The following is a 15,487-nucleotide window of genomic DNA, read 5'->3' as shown; positions in this document are numbered from 1 at the left end:
CATGTTAGTTAAATTGTTAACCCGTAAAACCCTGTTATTTACCCTATTGCTTTTTAGCTTAATAAAAGTAACTGCTGTGTATGCGCAAGTTGATAGCGTGACCGCCAGCGTGGACAAAAATCCAGCAATGGCGGATGAATCTATTGTGTTATCAGTGGTTGCCTATGGCAGTGCTAACAATTCTGATTTTGACCCTAGTGTATTAGAAGACGACTTTGTTGTGGGCCGAACCTCTGTGAGCACGCAAACTCGTGTGATTAATTTCGATACTACACGCTCGACTACCTGGACAACCATTTTAATACCGCGACAAGAAGGAACCTTTACAATTCCCGCCTTCGATGTGGGCGGCAAATCAACGCAACCCATTACCGTTAGAATTATTCCTGTCTCCGCAGCAAGCAATAATAAAGCTCGAGAAGCCTTTATCACTGCTGAAGTAGATGTTGGCCAACCTTATGTACAACAAATGGTGAAATATAAGGTAAAAATCCATCTAGCCACGAGTTTGCAGCGAGGAAGTTTGTCTGAACCTATTTTGGAAAACGCAGATATTAGTCTTATTGGAAAAGATAAAGATTACTCTGAAATTGTTGATGGCCAGCGCTACCGCATAATCGAACGCAATTACGCCGTAATCCCGCAAACTAGTGGCCAAGTTAAAATTAAAGGCCCATTATTCGAAGCGGAAGTCATTGATCGCAGCCAAAATAGCTTTAGTTACTTTAATCAGACTCGTCCTATCAACCGCGTTGCTCCAGACGTTGTTTTAGATGTGCAACCTACTCCATCGGATTTTGACGGACATTGGTTACCCAGTGAGTTTGTGCAATTAAATGAAGAGTGGCAACCTGATTTATCACAAGCCACTGTAGGCGAGCCTATTACTCGAACCCTTACGTTATCTGTTTTGGGTGTTTCAGAACAACAATTACCGCAAATTTCAGGCCGTTATCCACCTGATTTTAAGGTTTATCCTGATCAAGCTACAACCGCCTCGGTTACTCGAGAAGATAATGTCATTGCTCAACGGGTAGAAAATATTGCAATCATTCCAAATCGCGCTGGAAACTTTGTTTTACCGCCGGTGAAAGTAGCCTGGTTTAATACCTTAACCAAACAAACCGAATACGCAGAGTTACCGGCGCGCAGCGTTGAAGTAGCTGCATCCTCGACATCTACTCAAACCAATACTCTGCCTGAGACGCCTACCCCAGTGTTGGAACCTCAGTCTCCTAGTGATTTGGATAATGACAGCGGTAGTCCATTAACTCCTAAGGTAGTCACTGTAACCGAAAAATCCATTTGGAGTATTAGTAGTTGGGTTCTTCTTGTAGTTTGGCTGTTAACGCTACTGCTTTGGTGGTTAAACCGTAAGCCTAGAACAGCGGCCCATTCAACGACCCAAGAGTTGCATACCAGTGAGTTAGAGACTGAAAATTGGAAGCAACTCAAATCTACATTGAAGGGACATAAATCGAGTGAAATTTACCCTGCTTTTATTAAATGGCAGTCCAGCTTAGCGGATTCTTATAATACAAAATTGTTCGATGAAAATGATATTTCAAGCTCAGAGTTGCAAGAAGAACTGAAATCAATGTTCGCCAGCCAATATGCGCAAGGTGACAAAAATTGGAAAAGTGATACCCTAGCAGCCGTGTTAGCACGTTTACGTAAAAATATAATAAAAAATAAAAATAATTCGTCTTCGTTGCATCCTCTATATGCTTCCCAACGGGTTGCGACTTAACGCCAGGAAAAGTACATCATGAAAAATTTAAAACAATTTGTTCCATTAAGTCTGATTTCACTTGGACTCATTGCTTGCTCTGAACCGGCGCAAAACGTTACGCCAGATACGCAAACTCAGGTTGAAAAACCACTCAATGAACAAGTTGAACTCAGCGAGTCGGAAAAGCTTGCTACGTATTTCGCAGATATGTTCGAAGCAGATTTGAAACGCTCTCCTATGTCTCAAAGTTATTTAGGGTATAAATGGGACTACGGTAAGTGGGACGATATTTCTGACCAAGCCTCCGATCAATATATAGCCATTTTGCAGGAACGATTAAAAGACTTAGAGGGCTTCGATAAAGAGCAACTCAATCAGCAAGAAAAAATGAGCTTAGAAATTGCTAAAGTCGATATTCAACGTCGTTTAGAAAATGATAAATTTAGACATCACACCTATATAATGGATCAATTCCGCGCTTATCATACGGTTGTTCCTAGCTTTTTAGTGAATATCCACAGAGTCAAAGATGTTAAGGATGCTGAGGCGTATATCTCTCGCTTAGACAAAGTGGACGAACTTTTTGGGCAAGTAATAGAGCAACTTAAAATTAGACAAAAGTTAGGTGTTTTCCCACCGAAATGGTCTTACGATCAAATGATTCAAGCATCACAAAATGTGATTAGCGGAAACCCGTTTATTGAATCAGCAGAAGACTCCACCATTTGGAATGATTTTCAACAAAAATTGGAAGAGTTAGATATTTCTAACGCCGAAAAAACTGGCTTAAAAAAACAAGCTAGAGATGCGCTGCAGGAGTCTGTTTTACCGGCTTATCAAGCACTTATTGGCGAGTTAGAAATTCAACGTGAACTATCCCCTGAGGGTGATGGAGTTTGGCGCTTACCCGACGGTGACAAATGGTATGACAACCGTTTAGCTTGGTTTACGACAACGGATCTCTCTGCTCAAGAAGTTCACGATATCGGCCTTAAACATGTAGAACGTATCCATACATTGATGCAAGAAATTATGGATAAAGTGAATTTTGAAGGTTCACTTCAAGAATTCTTCCACTTTATGCGCACCAGTGAGCAATTCTATTACTCAAATGATGACACTGGCCGTGAGCAGTATTTAGCTGATGCCACTGCCCTTATCAACGTGATGAAAGACAAAATTCCAGAGTATTTTGGATTAATGCCTCAAGCAGAAATGATTGTGAAACGTGTGGAACCCTTCCGCGAAAAATCAGCAGGCAAAGCATTTTATCAAAGTCCTTCGAAAGACGGCTCAAGACCGGGTAGCTACTACGCTAACCTATATAATATGAAAGATATGCCAACCTATCAGATGGAAGCTTTGGCTTATCATGAAGGTATTCCTGGACATCATATGCAACGAGCTATTGCTCAAGAATTAGATGGTATTCCTGAATTCCAAAAGTACGTGTCTTTCACTGCATATACTGAAGGTTGGGGATTATATTCCGAAGAATTAGCCAAAGATATGGGGTTCTATCAAGACCCTTATTCTGACTTTGGACGATTAGCTATGGAGCTTTGGAGAGCCTGCCGTCTAGTGGTGGATACCGGTATTCATTCGCAAAAATGGAGTCGTGAAAAAGCCATTCAATATCTTGTGGACAATACACCAAATCCTGAGGGTGATTCAGTTAAAGCGATTGAACGTTACATCGCTATGCCAGGCCAAGCCACCGCTTATATGATTGGTAAGTTAAAAATCATGGAACTACGTGATTATGCTAGACAAACATTGGGCGAAAAGTTCGATATTCGCGGGTTTCATGACGAAATCTTAAAGGACGGTCCAGTCCCCCTTAATGTATTAGAAGATAAGATAAAAGCTTGGGTAGATAGCCAGAAATAACTATACTGACTAAGCGAAGACATTTATTAGAAAATCCGGTCACCGCCGGATTTTTTATTGTCTATTACTTTATGAATAGTTAGGGTGATAGCCTAGATTTCATGCAATCATTTTTTAAATTTAATTCTTTTACTAATCATAAACTTAATAAAAAAGGTTTAAGAACTTATGTTTTTTCGAAAGCAATCTGCCAATGACTCGGTCTCTGATGATGTGGTAGCAAAACAAAAACGATACGAGGCACTGGTACATAGCCTTCATGCCGATATATTTCGGTACGCTTACTGGTTAGTAAAAGATAAAGCTGTAGCTGAAGATATTGTTCAGGAAACTTTTTTACGCGCTTGGAAATCGTTGGATTCACTTAAAGATGAAAAAGCTGCTAAGTCTTGGTTAATAACCATTCTTCGACGCGAAAATGCTAGAAGATTTGAACGTAAACAGTTTGATTTAGTCGACATGGATGATGTGACATTGGAAGGGGATAATTTGTCAAACGAATTAGAAATTGAGTATCAAGAACTCAGGTTACTAATGGCAGGTTTAAACGAAGAATACCGAGAACCCCTCATACTTCAGGTTATGTACGGTTATAGCGGAGACGAAATTGCTCAGCAATTAAACCTAAACAAAAATACAGTAATGACCCGATTATTTAGAGCCCGCAGTCAATTAAAAGAAGCTTTAGAGAAATCAAATAACAGTAGAGGTTATAAAAATGGATGATTTAACATTCCGTCGTACCATTTACGCAGACCCTAATTGTGCTGATGACGACGTAATACAGGCAGCGAAAGAAGATGCCCAGAAGCAAAAATTTTGGGACGAGGTTAAACAGCTAGACGAATCTATTGCTAAAGCGGCTAGCATCTCTGTTCCAGAAAACTTAGCTGAAAAGTTAATTTTAAGACAATCCACAGAAGTGGTGAAAACACAGCGAACTAAAAGTCGTATACATTTAGCGGTAGCGGCATCAGTAGCCTTTGTTATTGGTATTAGTGTTAGTCTGTTTCAACAACCACCAGGGATTGACTTAGGCGAGCATGCATTAGCCCACGTTACTCAAGAGGGAAATGGATATGCGCTGCAAGTCGATGGTGATTTTTCCTTAGATAATGTCAATGTTCAGTTGGCCAATCTTGGGGCTGAGTTCACTCAAAAAGTAGGCAGAATTTATTTTGCTAATTTTTGTGTATTCGACAATGTTCGCAGTTTCCATATGGTTTTGGAGTCTGAAGATGGTGAAAAGATAACGGTTTTTGTTGTGCCGCAAACGAACGATATGCATAGCGATGAAAACTTTTCTGGCAATCAGTTGAAAGGCCAAATGTTTAGCAGCCATCAAGCTAACGTTATTGTCGTTGGTGAGCACGGTAAGTCCGTGGGGAAAATGAAAGAGAAATTGCAAAAAACACTACGTTTTAGTGCTTAGTAACTTTTTCAAAAAGTTTACTTAAAACTCATCAGTTGATGCTAACCTACATAGGTTAGCATCAACTGACATTAAGCTAACCACCTACTCTCATCAGAATTGTTTCAACATTCCCTCATCATAATCATTAGCATTTAAAGATAAATTATACTGTGCGGCCATTGCATCGAGTTCAGCTTGATGAATCGCTAACTCTTCCATGGTAATGGTATTATCATCGAGTTGCCAAAGTTGCCGAGAGCCTGCATAACAGTATTGCAGAGTAATCAATGCATTCACATCTCCAGTTTGGGCTGCAGCCTTAATTTTCGTCATTTTACGATTAATTTTATTCAGTGCTTTTTTCAATTCCCAAACATAAACAACTTCAGTCATAAACTCATGAGTTCGGTATTTATTTAATAACCAAGCAATGCTGATCGCGCTAATTAATACGCCGAGGAAATTCCAATGAAAATGACTGCCACTTTCATCAGGAAATAACATTATGAGCAGTTGAGAAATACCTAAACTGCCGGCAGCGAAGGTGATCACGCAGGCGACTATAATTCGATTTAAGCGTTTGCGATAAAGTGCTTTGTTAATATCTGTAAGGTGCATAATTAGCTGAGTACAACGTTAATAAATATTTTAATGTATGCAATTGTAACTAAGTTACTCTGTTAACTAAAAAGTATTTTATACTAGTTCCGAATAAATCTAATTTCGGTAAATAACGAAGGAAAAATCTCGTGAAGAAGATTACATATGTGTTATTGATAAGCTGTTGTTTTATGTTTAGTACCTTTGCCTCTGAACATGCACTCGATGTACCCATGCCAGAGCTAAAAAACTATCAGGTTAATACTCCTAGAATGGTGAGTTCGGGATTACCGACTAAACAACAATTACAACAGTTACAGAAGTTAGGTTTACACAATGTTGTTGATTTAATTCCTGGGGATAGAACAGAGCATCAAAGTTTAATCGATAGTATTCAATTGAATTATCATAATATTGCTGTTGAATGGGAAAACCCCACCCTTGAGAACTTTCAAGAATACGTTTCAGTAATGCAAAGGTTTAGGCAAAATGAAGGGGTTACCCTCACCCATTGCCGTGTCAATATGCGAGGCTCGGTTTTCACTTACTTATACCAGGTAACGCAACTACACAAACCAGAAAAAGCTGCTCGACAAGATATGTTAGCAATTTGGCAACCAAATGAGATTTGGTTAAGCTTTATTGACAAGGTTTTAACCGCTTATGAATATCAAACTAAATTTAACAGGACAAAATAAATGAACGGCACTCAACGCTCGAATATCAAGATAGGTGCGAATGTGTCGATTGTTTTAAAACAAGATCAGCGCAGCGGTAATCTTACCCAAGGCGTTGTTTCCGCCATACTCACTAAGTCACCTAACCATCCTCACGGCATTAAGGTGCGTCTGGAAGATGGTCAAGTTGGCAGAGTTAAGCAAATTGAGTCTTAACATCAACTCAACTTTAGGTTTAAAAACAGCTATTTGCTCAATTAAAAATCAAATAATTCAGCCAAAAGCTATTTAAAAACGAGTGTGAGTGCTGTATAAACGCGCCATGAAAATTCCAAAACGTTTACAACCATTAGTCGAAGACGGGCTTATTGATGAAGTGCTTTACCAGCTTATGAGCGGTAAAGAGGCGACTGTGTTTGTGGTAAAAAGCCAAGGCGAAATCCGTTGCGCCAAAGTATACAAAGAAGCAATGCAGCGTAGCTTTAAAAAAGCCGCGCAGTATCAAGAAGGCCGCAAAGTTAAAAATAGTCGTCGTGCTAGAGCCATGGAGAAGGGCTCTAAGTTTGGTAGAAAGCAACAAGAAGATGCATGGCAAAATGCCGAAGTAGACGCACTTTTTACCCTTTCAAAAGCCGGTGTTCGCGTGCCCCAACCTTTCGGTTGTTATGATGGTGTGTTATTGATGGAACTCGTCACCGTTGACAATGGTGAAGTTGCGCCCCGATTAAACGACGTTTCAATGTCTAAAGAACAAGCCTTAGAAGATCATGCTCAGGTCATGTTTTATGTGATGCTGATGTTATGTTCTGGTTTAGTCCACGGCGATTTATCGGAATTCAATGTATTAGTTGATGATTATGGACCAGTGATCATTGACTTGCCGCAAGCGGTCAACGCAGCGGCGAATAATAATGCATTTAGTATGCTTCAGCGGGACGTACGTAATATGACAGAATATTACGGTGAGTTTGCCCCAGAGTTGCTTAACACACATTACGCCGAAGAAATGTGGGCATTATTTGAAGCTGGTGAATTGACTCCAGAGACTGAATTAACTGGGCAGTTTGAGTTCGATCAAAGTGCAGCTGATGTGGATAATGTTTTAGAAGAAATAAAAGCCGCTTTTGCTGAAGAAGAAGAACGCTTAGCACGTATCCGCGCCGCTAACAGCGATGAATAGGTCAAGCGCTTACGTATACCTGTTCTGTTTAATACCAATTTACCCACGAACTTTTTAATAACGCATATCTTCTGGTATGGGCAGATTTTTACTAAGTGGTGCAGGACGTTTGCCTTTGCCGCTCTTGAAGGTTTTAACCTGATAAACATAGGCTAATACTTGGGCGACAGCCATAAATAACTTCTCTGGTATTTCGCTATTTGCCTCAGTGGTGTGGAATATCGCCCGAGCCAACGGTGGTGAAGAGATAATAGGAATACCATGTGCCCCCGCTATTTTTCGAATATGCATGGCTAATTCATCTGCCCCTTTGGCAACCAAAATAGGCGCGGTAGTGCCGTTTTTATCGTATTTTAAAGCAACTGAAAAGTGTGTTGGGTTAGTAACAATGACATCGGCTTTTGGTACCTCTTGCATCATCCGTTTCGCCGCAGCTTGATATTGAAGTTTGCGAATTCGACTTTTTACTAGAGGGTCACCCTCAGAATTTTTGCGTTCATCTTTGACTTCTTGTTTGGTCATTTTCATTTGTTTGTCATGTTTCCAAGTCTGATAGGGCACATCAAAGGCCGCAATTGGAATTAACGCACAACATAAGAATAAAAATGCCCATGCTAATAGATCCATAGCGTGAAAAAGATTGCGCGGATATAACTCCATATCTAAATGCAATGCTTCATCTTGGAAAACCACGAAAGCAATATAAGCTGCAGATGCGACCACGACAAACTTAGCAATAGCTTTGAGTAGCTCCACCAAACCATTAACCCCAAACATCCGTTTGAAACCGGCTAACGGGTTGATTTTACTGGCTTTAGGTTTGGTTGATTGCCAAGTAAAATTATACCCACCTAAGGCGATACTACCGTAGATACCGGCAATCATGGCGATTAACAAAAAGAACAATACCGGAATACTGATGGTTTCAAAGGCATATCCCCATGCTTGAAACATATGGTTAAAATCGTAACTTTCATCTCTGGAAAGGGTGAAGGTTCGTTGCATCACTTGGAACAAGGCAGCGGCAATGCGTTCACCAATTAATAAAAAGGCGATAGCGCTTCCCACCAAAACCAAAGTGGTGGACAATTCACGGGATCGGGCAATCTGACCTTTTTTTCGGGTGTCGCCTTTCTTTTTTGCCGTGGGGTCTTCTGTTTTTTCGCTTGAATCAGCCATCTATGCTTTCCTTAATTCGCGCATACTTGCAGCAAATTACACATCAACTGTTGAGCTCTTTGCCATTGTAATTCGAAATGATGGGTGAAGTTATCCATGGTTAACCAGATAATTAATAAACCCATAATTTGCGCAATGGCAAAACCAATACTAAAAATGTTCAATTGAGGCGCGGCCTTTGTCATTACGCCGAACGCCAGGTTCACCAGTAATAATGAGACAATGGGCGCTAAAGACAATGTTACCGCGGCAACAAACATCCAACTCGCCCAATGGGCAATTTCTTTAAACTGTTCAGGTTGAAACCAAGCTTCGCCAATGGGAAAAGCCTCAAAGCTCATCACTACCATACGGATCATTGCCAAGTGACCGTCCAATGCCCAAAACAACAGGGTAGCTAAAATCAGATAGAACTGACCTACCGCTGGCACATTAATTCCATTAACAGGGTCAACAATTGAGGCAAAACCCAGACCGGTTTGCATTGCTACCACTTGTCCTGCGATTACAAAGGTATCGAGCATCATGGCTGAAATAAACCCAATTGCTAAACCAATAATTAATTGCTGAATAATTAATACAAAAGTACTGACAGAAAATATCTCAGAGATATCCACCGGCGGCACCACTGGCATGATTAAGAGGGTAAGAAAAAGCGTCAACAAAGTACGAATGGGAGTGGGAACCGTTTTCGCACTAATTCCCACCATCGCGGCAAACAAACCAGAGATACGCATAAATGGCAGTAACATGTCTGCCATATAATCGGTAATGGTTGAAGCTGCAAATTCCAAAAAACTAACCCACGACTTCAGGTATTCGTTCAACCATGGTGAACGTAAAGTCCATTAGCTTTTGCACCAACCAATGGCCTCCCCAACTCAAAACTAAGAGAGTTACAATTAAACGGGGTAAAAAACTCATGGTTTGTTCATTGATCGACGTTGCTGCTTGGAATACCGCGACAATCAGGCCCACGAATAAACTCGGTAAAATAATCGCCGAAACCAACAAAATAACCATTTGCAGAGCTTCTTTTAGAATTTCGACGAAGACTTCTGGTGACATAGTTGAACCTCCCTACCCTAAGCCAAAGCTTGTCGCTAAAGTGCCAAAAATCAGATTCCAACCATCGACTAACACAAATAGCATCAGCTTAAAGGGCAAAGACACTATCATTGGCGATAACATCATCATCCCCATTGCCATTAGGATGGATGCCACCACTAAATCTAAAATGAGAAAGGGAATAAACAGCATAAAACCTATTTGAAACGCGGTTTTTAACTCACTTGTCACAAACGCAGGGATCAACACGTTCATAGGCACTTCAGATGGGTCATCAAACTGGCCTTGCATATCGCCTAACTGAACAAAAGTCTCTAAATCTTTGATACGAGTTTGCGACAGCATAAAGGCACGCATTGGCACTTTAGCCTGCTCGTACGCTTCTAAGGAGGTCATTTCTTCATTAAGGTAGGGTTGCAAGGCATTTTCGTTGATCTGTTCAAATACCGGCGCCATGATAAACATTGATAAAAATAAACTCACACCAATCAATATTTGATTTGAAGGTGACTGCTGTAAACCTATGGCCTGACGCAAAATTGACAGTACAATTATAATTCGCGTAAACGAAGTCATCATCATCACAAAGGCAGGTAACAAGCTCAGTGCGGTCATTATCGCCAGCACTTGTAACGTCATAGTGTAATCTTGAGTACCGTCTGGATTTGTGGTGATGGTTAACGCATCCACACCAGGTGCCGCTAGTGCGTCAGCAGGAGCCAATAAAATGGCGCTTAACAATACAAGTAAATATTTAATCATTGTCTTGTCCACTTTTTTGCTGCTGGCTTTTATCAAAGTTAGGGTTAATTTTACCGGCAAGTGCTTGAGTTAACTTATCTTTAAAGCTCTCTGAAGTGGAACTGGAAGGTTTTTCTAAGGACTGCTCAAGCTTCGCTAAGTGATTGATATTTGTTGCAGTTACGCCAACTAAATGCTGCTCATTCCCGACTTCGATGACCATAATGCGCTCTCGGGTGCCGGCCACCATAGATGCCACGACTTGAAGCTGACCATTTCCCGTAGCAGTGACATTAAACCGTCGCATTAGCAACGCCAACACCACAACGATCACAATAACCAATAATAATGATAGAAAAATTGACACTACCGAAGTAGGGTTTGATAGGCTATCGACTTGCGCGAAAGCACTTTTAGAAAGGCTGAATAATGGGCTCAGAATAATCCAAACCCATGTTTTATATGAGTTTTTATTACCTAAGCTTTTTGATTCTCTCGATTTGACTAATAACATCCGTTAACCGAATCCCAAATTTATCGTTGACGACCACTACCTCTCCATGAGCAATCAACGTGCCATTTACTAACACATCAAGAGGTTCGCCTGCGACTCGGTCTAATTCAACAACGGATCCTTGGTTCAATTGTAATAAATTACGGATACTAATATGACTGCGTCCAACTTCCATGGAAATCGTTACAGGTATATCTAAAATGGTATCGAGTTTTTTCTTTTCTTTTTGGGTGATAGGCGCATCTTCCGATAATTCATCCAGTTCAGCTACCGACACTTCGGCTTCTTTATCGCCAGCGTTACCTTCTGCACCTTCCTCGTCAGCTTGTTCAGCCATGGCTGCAGCCCAGTCGTCCATTGCATCATCTTCACTCATTGTTCTTTACCTCGTTGTTGCAGACGCTCATAAGTCTTCCTCAAGTATAGAAAGCTCAGCATCACTGTCTATTCGGCGTCCGCCTTTCGTTAATAATTGCAATTCAGATTTAACTGAAGTGGGTCGTGGAATTTTCTCAGTAATTTTTACTGCTATATTGTCCCGAGAACGACCTAGTTTGGCTCTAAATGTAGGTAGGTCTTCAATTAAAACCGTAATTGTTTCAGGCATTTCAATGGGAATAATATCCCCAGGTTCAAAATTCATTAATCGTTGTAAGGAGATATCCACATCTAACATGTGGGTTGAAACCGCCACTGTCACATCGAGAATTTCATCCCGAAGTGCTTTACTCCAGCGCAGATCCGTATCTTCTTTATCGCTTTGAACACCCGCATCTAGGAGCTCTCTAATGGGCTCTAACATAGAGTACGGCAAAGAAACGTGGAAATCACCACCACCACCATCTAGTTCGATATGGAAAGAACTAATGACCACCACTTCAGTTGGACTGACTATATTGGCCATTGCTGGGTTCACTTCTGAGTCTAAATACTCAAAAGAAACATCCATAACCGGAGCCCAGGCTTCTTTATAATCCTCAAATATCAACTTCAGTAACATTTGGGTTATGCGGCGCTCTGTGGGGGTAAATTCGCGACCTTCAATTTTTGCATGATAACGACCATCACCACCAAAAAAGTTATCCACTAAAATGAAAACAAGACGTGCTTCCATGGTAATTAAGCCAGTGCCTTTGAGTGGTCTGAAACGCACCATGTTTAAACTGGTAGGGACAAACAACGTATGTATGTATTCACCAAACTTAATCATTTGAATACCGTTGATAGACACTTCTGCAGAACGACGCATCATATTAAACAAGCTCACCCGCATGTGCCTTGCAAATCGCTCATTAACAATTTCCAACGTGGGCATACGACCACGCACAATGCGGTCTTGTGAAGAAAAGTCATACTCGATCATCGAACCATCGGTTTCGAGATCTTCGGTATCCTCTTCTTCAACATCATCAACGCCGTGAAGTAGCGCGTCAATTTCGTCTTGTGATAATAAATCGCTCAAAGTTTTGCTCGCTTAAATCAACATTTACCGATTATTGCATTACAAAGCCAGTGAAAAGCACTTGCTCTACCACTTCACTGCCGACTGTTTCTTTTAATACTTTTTGTACTTCTCTGCCCGCTTGGTCTCTTAACGCTACCTTGCCAGCTTCAGTGACTAAATCATCTGCGTTTGAACTACTGAAAACCTTTAATAAGGTCCCTTCAATGAGCGGCACATGCATTTTTGCCATCTCTTCGTTGTCTGTTCCACGCACCATTAATTGCACTTTTATTTGTGCTAGACGGTCTTTACCTTGTCCTGGGACGTTAAAAACAAACGGACGCGGCATTGCTACATACAAAGCAGTTCCCTTATTCGCAGAAGACATTTCAGCACCATCATCAGACGCACCTTGAGACATTTCAGAATCAGCAGCCATTTCAGGCTCATCTGAACTACCCATTAAAAAATACGCTGCGGCACCGCCACCGATTAGGATTACGGCTACGATGATTATGATAATCATCTTACCTTTGCCGCCCTCTTCCATTTGTAATTCTTCTTCTGCCATCGTCTTCTCAGTTATGTTTAGTGTGCATATTTGTGCATTGTAACAATAAATTGCGCTAACTAAACGATTCTAATCGCTCATTAGCACTTCTATTACACAAAATAGTCTATTCCGCCTAATCTGCCATTAGAAATTCGCTGCTCAATAACCTGGGACTCTTCTGCCGGCATATTTTCGTCGCCCTGATTAGTGCCCACATATTCTGAATCTTGTTCACTGTTATTACTACTTTCTTGCTGCACTGAAGACTGTCCAAGTTCAATACCTTGTTGCTCAAGGAGCTCTTTAAGTCTAGGCGTAGCTTGATCTAACACATCTCTAGCTTGCTGTGATTGCACCACAATATTTACACTAGCTGTATCGCCGGACATATTTAAGCGTACTTTCATTGCGCCCAAATCTGGCGGATCTAAACGGATCTCAGCTTGTAAATTGTTTTGATTCGCCATCCAACGAACCTTTTCCGTTAACTGCTGCAAACCTTCATTGCGGGTAATATTCACCGCCTTATCAAATTGAGCTATTTGCTGACCTTGTTTAGTCTGCAAATGTTGCGCCTGATTTACGTTTTCTTTAACTAAATTTCTTTCAGATACAAAATTATGCTGTAACTGTTCTATTTTAGCGTTTAATTGACTAGTTAATTCTAAGCTTTGGTTAAAACGTGTCACCGACTGATCTAACACTTCTGGCACTATGGGTACTAAATTGACTTTATTAGCCGCATCGTTAACCAATGCCGATAAGTCGATTGCAGGCTGATGCCCTTGCTTCATTTGTGCTTTTACTTCTTCAATTCCACTTTTCAGCGCACTCACAAAGTCAGTTTTAAGATTTGTTTGGGAAGTATCAACTTGAGCAGTCGCTGATTTAAGATCTAAACGTTGGGCAAGGTTTGTCAATGCAGCATCAAGTTTTTCAGCTGGTAAATCAAGTAAAGCGGCAAGCTGCTTGTCTATCGGCTTGCTTGATAAATTATTCTGTTGTGCCGTATTCGAGGCAATTTCTGCGGTTTGCGAGTTTAGTGTTGTTTTGCCATCTTGTTGTATCTCTCCATTAACCGCTCCCTTTGGAGTGCTATCACTAGCATTAGCACTAGTATTAGCGACGTGCAACATACTCAGCAGTAACTGCATATCTTCAATCACTGTATCTTGAGCTTCAATGTCCTCTAACGACATCATATTATTTGACATTGCTACAGTATCTGACTCTATGCTCAATGTTTCCCTTAGTTTATCCATAACCTTAGGATCAAGTTGTTCTAACAATTCGCCAATACGAGTGAGCAATTCATCGGTGGATTCTGCATCACCATTGGCACTGGTTTGTTCGGATGCATTAAGAGCACTTTGTAATTCAGTAACTAAGGTAGTTAGAGTATCTAGAGTGACGCTAGTTTCTTGCTCCACCGAAAGACTGCCGGCTTCCTCACTAACTTGATCATTTATTTGTTGTTTATTTGGCTCTGCCTGTGGCTGATTTTGCGCAACATTTAACATCACCTGTGGATTATCAGCATCTATTTCAGGATTGGCAATCAAGGTCTCTGCAGCAGCATCGGCAGCTATCAATTCACTATTTTCTTTTTGCGAGAGTAAATCAAGCAAGGTTAAATCTGAATCCAAATCACCATCCACATCAGTTTGCTGAGCTAGTATTTCAGTGGCTATGTCTGTTTCACTATCAGCACTTTTATTCAATGTCGGTTCAACATTATCGGACGCTTTGGCGATACTTTTTTCTAACAACGATAACCAATCAATCAAATTCTCTTCGTCTACTGCTGCGTCTTCAGAAATTACCTCATCAAGTTGTTCGTGATTCTGGTTAATACTGTTAAGTGCACCCGCAACTAAGGTTTCATCCCCTATAGTAGTATTGTCTTGCGGTTGTTTAGCTTGCTCGCTAGAGGTAATGGTGTCTTGCTCTGTTTTTAACTCATCGCTGCTCTGCAATTTTGCCGTTGGCTCTTTTGTATCCTGCTTTGAAGTAATGTCTTTGCCGTTGGCTGTTAGCGGTTGATTAACATCTTGTTGGTCAGAAACAAGACCGTCTTTATCACTCGATGGATAAGCAACATCATCAGAGGTTTCATTAGGTGTCTGAGCTGAAGATTTTTGCTCTACAGGTTTAGCGTACTCTCGCGAATTGTCTTTGCTCTTTTCTGTTAGCTCTGACTGTCGGCTCTGTTCAGCGGCGTTGGTATTTTCTTGAGCAATATAATTTTTACGAGGCTCATCAGGTTGGCCATACACCTTATCTGCTTGCTTTAAATACGAGCGAAACTCTAGCTGTTGACTAATATTGTTGCCAGAATAATCATTCACCTTAGTCATTAAGGCGGCAATTTCTGATTTAGTGGTGGCAATATCTTGCATCTTTAATTCCCGTTTCAGCATTGATTTATGGCTTAAATCAATCATCTTAGCTGGATACAGCAAAGAGTGTTCCAACCTGCAATTTTGCTGTTGGAA

At 40.8% G+C, this 15,487-nt stretch carries 17 protein-coding genes; 7 read left to right on the top strand and 10 right to left on the bottom strand.

The features are described 5' to 3' along the window. The first annotated feature begins 1 nt into the window (after position 1). From ABJV04_RS17035 to ABJV04_RS17020, 4 genes are all read left to right on the top strand, one after another. On the top strand, positions 2-1,750 hold the full coding sequence (locus ABJV04_RS17035; RefSeq protein ID WP_348492788.1) for a BatD family protein: 1,749 nt from the start codon (positions 2-4) through the stop codon (positions 1,748-1,750). 18 nt (positions 1,751-1,768) lie between these two features. Next, positions 1,769-3,622: a DUF885 domain-containing protein gene (locus tag ABJV04_RS17030; RefSeq protein WP_348492787.1), complete on the top strand. Its 1,854-nt coding sequence runs from the start codon at positions 1,769-1,771 to the stop codon at positions 3,620-3,622. Positions 3,623-3,790: 168 nt separating this feature from the next. Further along, the gene (locus tag ABJV04_RS17025; protein WP_348492786.1) at positions 3,791-4,348 is read left to right on the top strand and encodes a sigma-70 family RNA polymerase sigma factor; all 558 of its coding nucleotides are present in this window, start codon (positions 3,791-3,793) and stop codon (positions 4,346-4,348) included. Beyond that, positions 4,341-5,054, top strand: a complete 714-nt coding sequence (locus ABJV04_RS17020; RefSeq protein ID WP_348492785.1) for a DUF3379 family protein — start codon at positions 4,341-4,343, stop codon at positions 5,052-5,054. The genes ABJV04_RS17025 and ABJV04_RS17020 overlap by 8 nt, the downstream gene beginning before the upstream one ends. A 93-nt stretch (positions 5,055-5,147) precedes the next feature. On the opposite strand, the gene ABJV04_RS17015 is transcribed toward ABJV04_RS17020, so the two are convergent. Next, complete coding sequence (locus ABJV04_RS17015; RefSeq protein WP_348492784.1) at positions 5,148-5,654, bottom strand: DUF3087 domain-containing protein; 507 nt, start codon at positions 5,652-5,654, stop codon at positions 5,148-5,150. A 131-nt stretch (positions 5,655-5,785) separates the two neighbouring features. Between ABJV04_RS17015 and ABJV04_RS17010 the strand changes: the two genes are divergently transcribed. From ABJV04_RS17010 to ABJV04_RS17000, 3 genes are all read left to right on the top strand, one after another. Next, positions 5,786-6,334 (top strand): hypothetical protein, encoded by a 549-nt coding sequence (locus ABJV04_RS17010; RefSeq protein WP_348492783.1) that lies wholly within the window; start codon positions 5,786-5,788, stop codon positions 6,332-6,334. Further along, on the top strand, positions 6,335-6,529 hold the full coding sequence (locus ABJV04_RS17005; protein ID WP_348492782.1) for a YwbE family protein: 195 nt from the start codon (positions 6,335-6,337) through the stop codon (positions 6,527-6,529). A 106-nt stretch (positions 6,530-6,635) separates the two neighbouring features. Further along, the gene (locus ABJV04_RS17000) at positions 6,636-7,493 is read left to right on the top strand and encodes a PA4780 family RIO1-like protein kinase (protein WP_348492797.1); all 858 of its coding nucleotides are present in this window, start codon (positions 6,636-6,638) and stop codon (positions 7,491-7,493) included. 54 nt (positions 7,494-7,547) lie between these two features. Here the strand turns inward: ABJV04_RS17000 and flhB are convergent, their stop codons facing one another. The 9 genes from flhB to ABJV04_RS16955 form a co-directional block, all read right to left on the bottom strand. Further along, positions 7,548-8,672 carry a flagellar biosynthesis protein FlhB gene (gene flhB / locus ABJV04_RS16995; RefSeq protein ID WP_348492781.1) on the bottom strand — a complete coding sequence of 375 codons (1,125 nt, stop codon included), beginning with the start codon at positions 8,670-8,672 and terminating at the stop codon, positions 7,548-7,550. 11 nt (positions 8,673-8,683) lie between these two features. Beyond that, positions 8,684-9,466, bottom strand: a complete 783-nt coding sequence (gene fliR, locus ABJV04_RS16990; RefSeq protein ID WP_348492780.1) for a flagellar biosynthetic protein FliR — start codon at positions 9,464-9,466, stop codon at positions 8,684-8,686. Positions 9,467-9,470: 4 nt separating this feature from the next. Next, positions 9,471-9,740 (bottom strand): flagellar biosynthesis protein FliQ, encoded by a 270-nt coding sequence (gene fliQ / locus ABJV04_RS16985; RefSeq protein WP_348492779.1) that lies wholly within the window; start codon positions 9,738-9,740, stop codon positions 9,471-9,473. A 12-nt stretch (positions 9,741-9,752) separates the two neighbouring features. Further along, positions 9,753-10,502: a flagellar type III secretion system pore protein FliP gene (fliP, locus tag ABJV04_RS16980; RefSeq protein ID WP_348492778.1), complete on the bottom strand. Its 750-nt coding sequence runs from the start codon at positions 10,500-10,502 to the stop codon at positions 9,753-9,755. Next, the gene (gene fliO / locus ABJV04_RS16975; protein ID WP_348492777.1) at positions 10,495-10,995 is read right to left on the bottom strand and encodes a flagellar biosynthetic protein FliO; all 501 of its coding nucleotides are present in this window, start codon (positions 10,993-10,995) and stop codon (positions 10,495-10,497) included. The genes fliP and fliO overlap by 8 nt, the downstream gene beginning before the upstream one ends. Beyond that, positions 10,955-11,371: a flagellar motor switch protein FliN gene (gene fliN / locus ABJV04_RS16970; RefSeq protein WP_348492776.1), complete on the bottom strand. Its 417-nt coding sequence runs from the start codon at positions 11,369-11,371 to the stop codon at positions 10,955-10,957. The genes fliO and fliN overlap by 41 nt, the downstream gene beginning before the upstream one ends. A gap of 27 nt (positions 11,372-11,398) precedes the next feature. Beyond that, a complete protein-coding gene (gene fliM, locus ABJV04_RS16965; protein WP_348492775.1) occupies positions 11,399-12,457 on the bottom strand; it encodes a flagellar motor switch protein FliM in 1,059 nt (352 codons plus the stop codon). A 31-nt stretch (positions 12,458-12,488) separates the two neighbouring features. Then, on the bottom strand, positions 12,489-13,010 hold the full coding sequence (gene fliL, locus ABJV04_RS16960) for a flagellar basal body-associated protein FliL (RefSeq protein ID WP_348492774.1): 522 nt from the start codon (positions 13,008-13,010) through the stop codon (positions 12,489-12,491). A gap of 92 nt (positions 13,011-13,102) precedes the next feature. Beyond that, the gene (locus tag ABJV04_RS16955; protein ID WP_348492773.1) at positions 13,103-15,391 is read right to left on the bottom strand and encodes a flagellar hook-length control protein FliK; all 2,289 of its coding nucleotides are present in this window, start codon (positions 15,389-15,391) and stop codon (positions 13,103-13,105) included. Positions 15,392-15,487: the final 96 nt, after the last annotated feature.

Origin of the sequence: Aliiglaciecola sp., from assembly GCF_039982535.1 — a bacterium.
Lineage (GTDB): Bacteria > Pseudomonadota > Gammaproteobacteria > Enterobacterales > Alteromonadaceae > Aliiglaciecola.
This window is presented reverse-complemented; position numbering and strand designations above follow the sequence as displayed.

What these genes read in the sequence shown, in the direction of transcription:
- ABJV04_RS17030 (WP_348492787.1), top strand. Translation starts at nt 1,769, where the DNA reads ATGAAAAATTTAAAACAATTTGTTCCATTAAGTCTGATTTCACTTGGA.
- ABJV04_RS17025 (WP_348492786.1), top strand. Translation starts at nt 3,791, where the DNA reads ATGTTTTTTCGAAAGCAATCTGCCAATGACTCGGTCTCTGATGATGTG.
- fliQ (WP_348492779.1), bottom strand. Translation starts at nt 9,740, where the DNA reads ATGTCACCAGAAGTCTTCGTCGAAATTCTAAAAGAAGCTCTGCAAATG.
- fliP (WP_348492778.1), bottom strand. Translation starts at nt 10,502, where the DNA reads ATGATTAAATATTTACTTGTATTGTTAAGCGCCATTTTATTGGCTCCT.
- ABJV04_RS17015 (WP_348492784.1), bottom strand. Translation starts at nt 5,654, where the DNA reads ATGCACCTTACAGATATTAACAAAGCACTTTATCGCAAACGCTTAAAT.
- flhB (WP_348492781.1), bottom strand. Translation starts at nt 8,672, where the DNA reads ATGGCTGATTCAAGCGAAAAAACAGAAGACCCCACGGCAAAAAAGAAA.
- ABJV04_RS17020 (WP_348492785.1), top strand. Translation starts at nt 4,341, where the DNA reads ATGGATGATTTAACATTCCGTCGTACCATTTACGCAGACCCTAATTGT.
- fliN (WP_348492776.1), bottom strand. Translation starts at nt 11,371, where the DNA reads ATGAGTGAAGATGATGCAATGGACGACTGGGCTGCAGCCATGGCTGAA.
- fliO (WP_348492777.1), bottom strand. Translation starts at nt 10,995, where the DNA reads ATGTTATTAGTCAAATCGAGAGAATCAAAAAGCTTAGGTAATAAAAAC.
- ABJV04_RS17005 (WP_348492782.1), top strand. Translation starts at nt 6,335, where the DNA reads ATGAACGGCACTCAACGCTCGAATATCAAGATAGGTGCGAATGTGTCG.
- ABJV04_RS17000 (WP_348492797.1), top strand. Translation starts at nt 6,636, where the DNA reads ATGAAAATTCCAAAACGTTTACAACCATTAGTCGAAGACGGGCTTATT.
- ABJV04_RS17035 (WP_348492788.1), top strand. Translation starts at nt 2, where the DNA reads ATGTTAGTTAAATTGTTAACCCGTAAAACCCTGTTATTTACCCTATTG.
- fliL (WP_348492774.1), bottom strand. Translation starts at nt 13,010, where the DNA reads ATGGCAGAAGAAGAATTACAAATGGAAGAGGGCGGCAAAGGTAAGATG.
- ABJV04_RS16955 (WP_348492773.1), bottom strand. Translation starts at nt 15,391, where the DNA reads ATGCAAGATATTGCCACCACTAAATCAGAAATTGCCGCCTTAATGACT.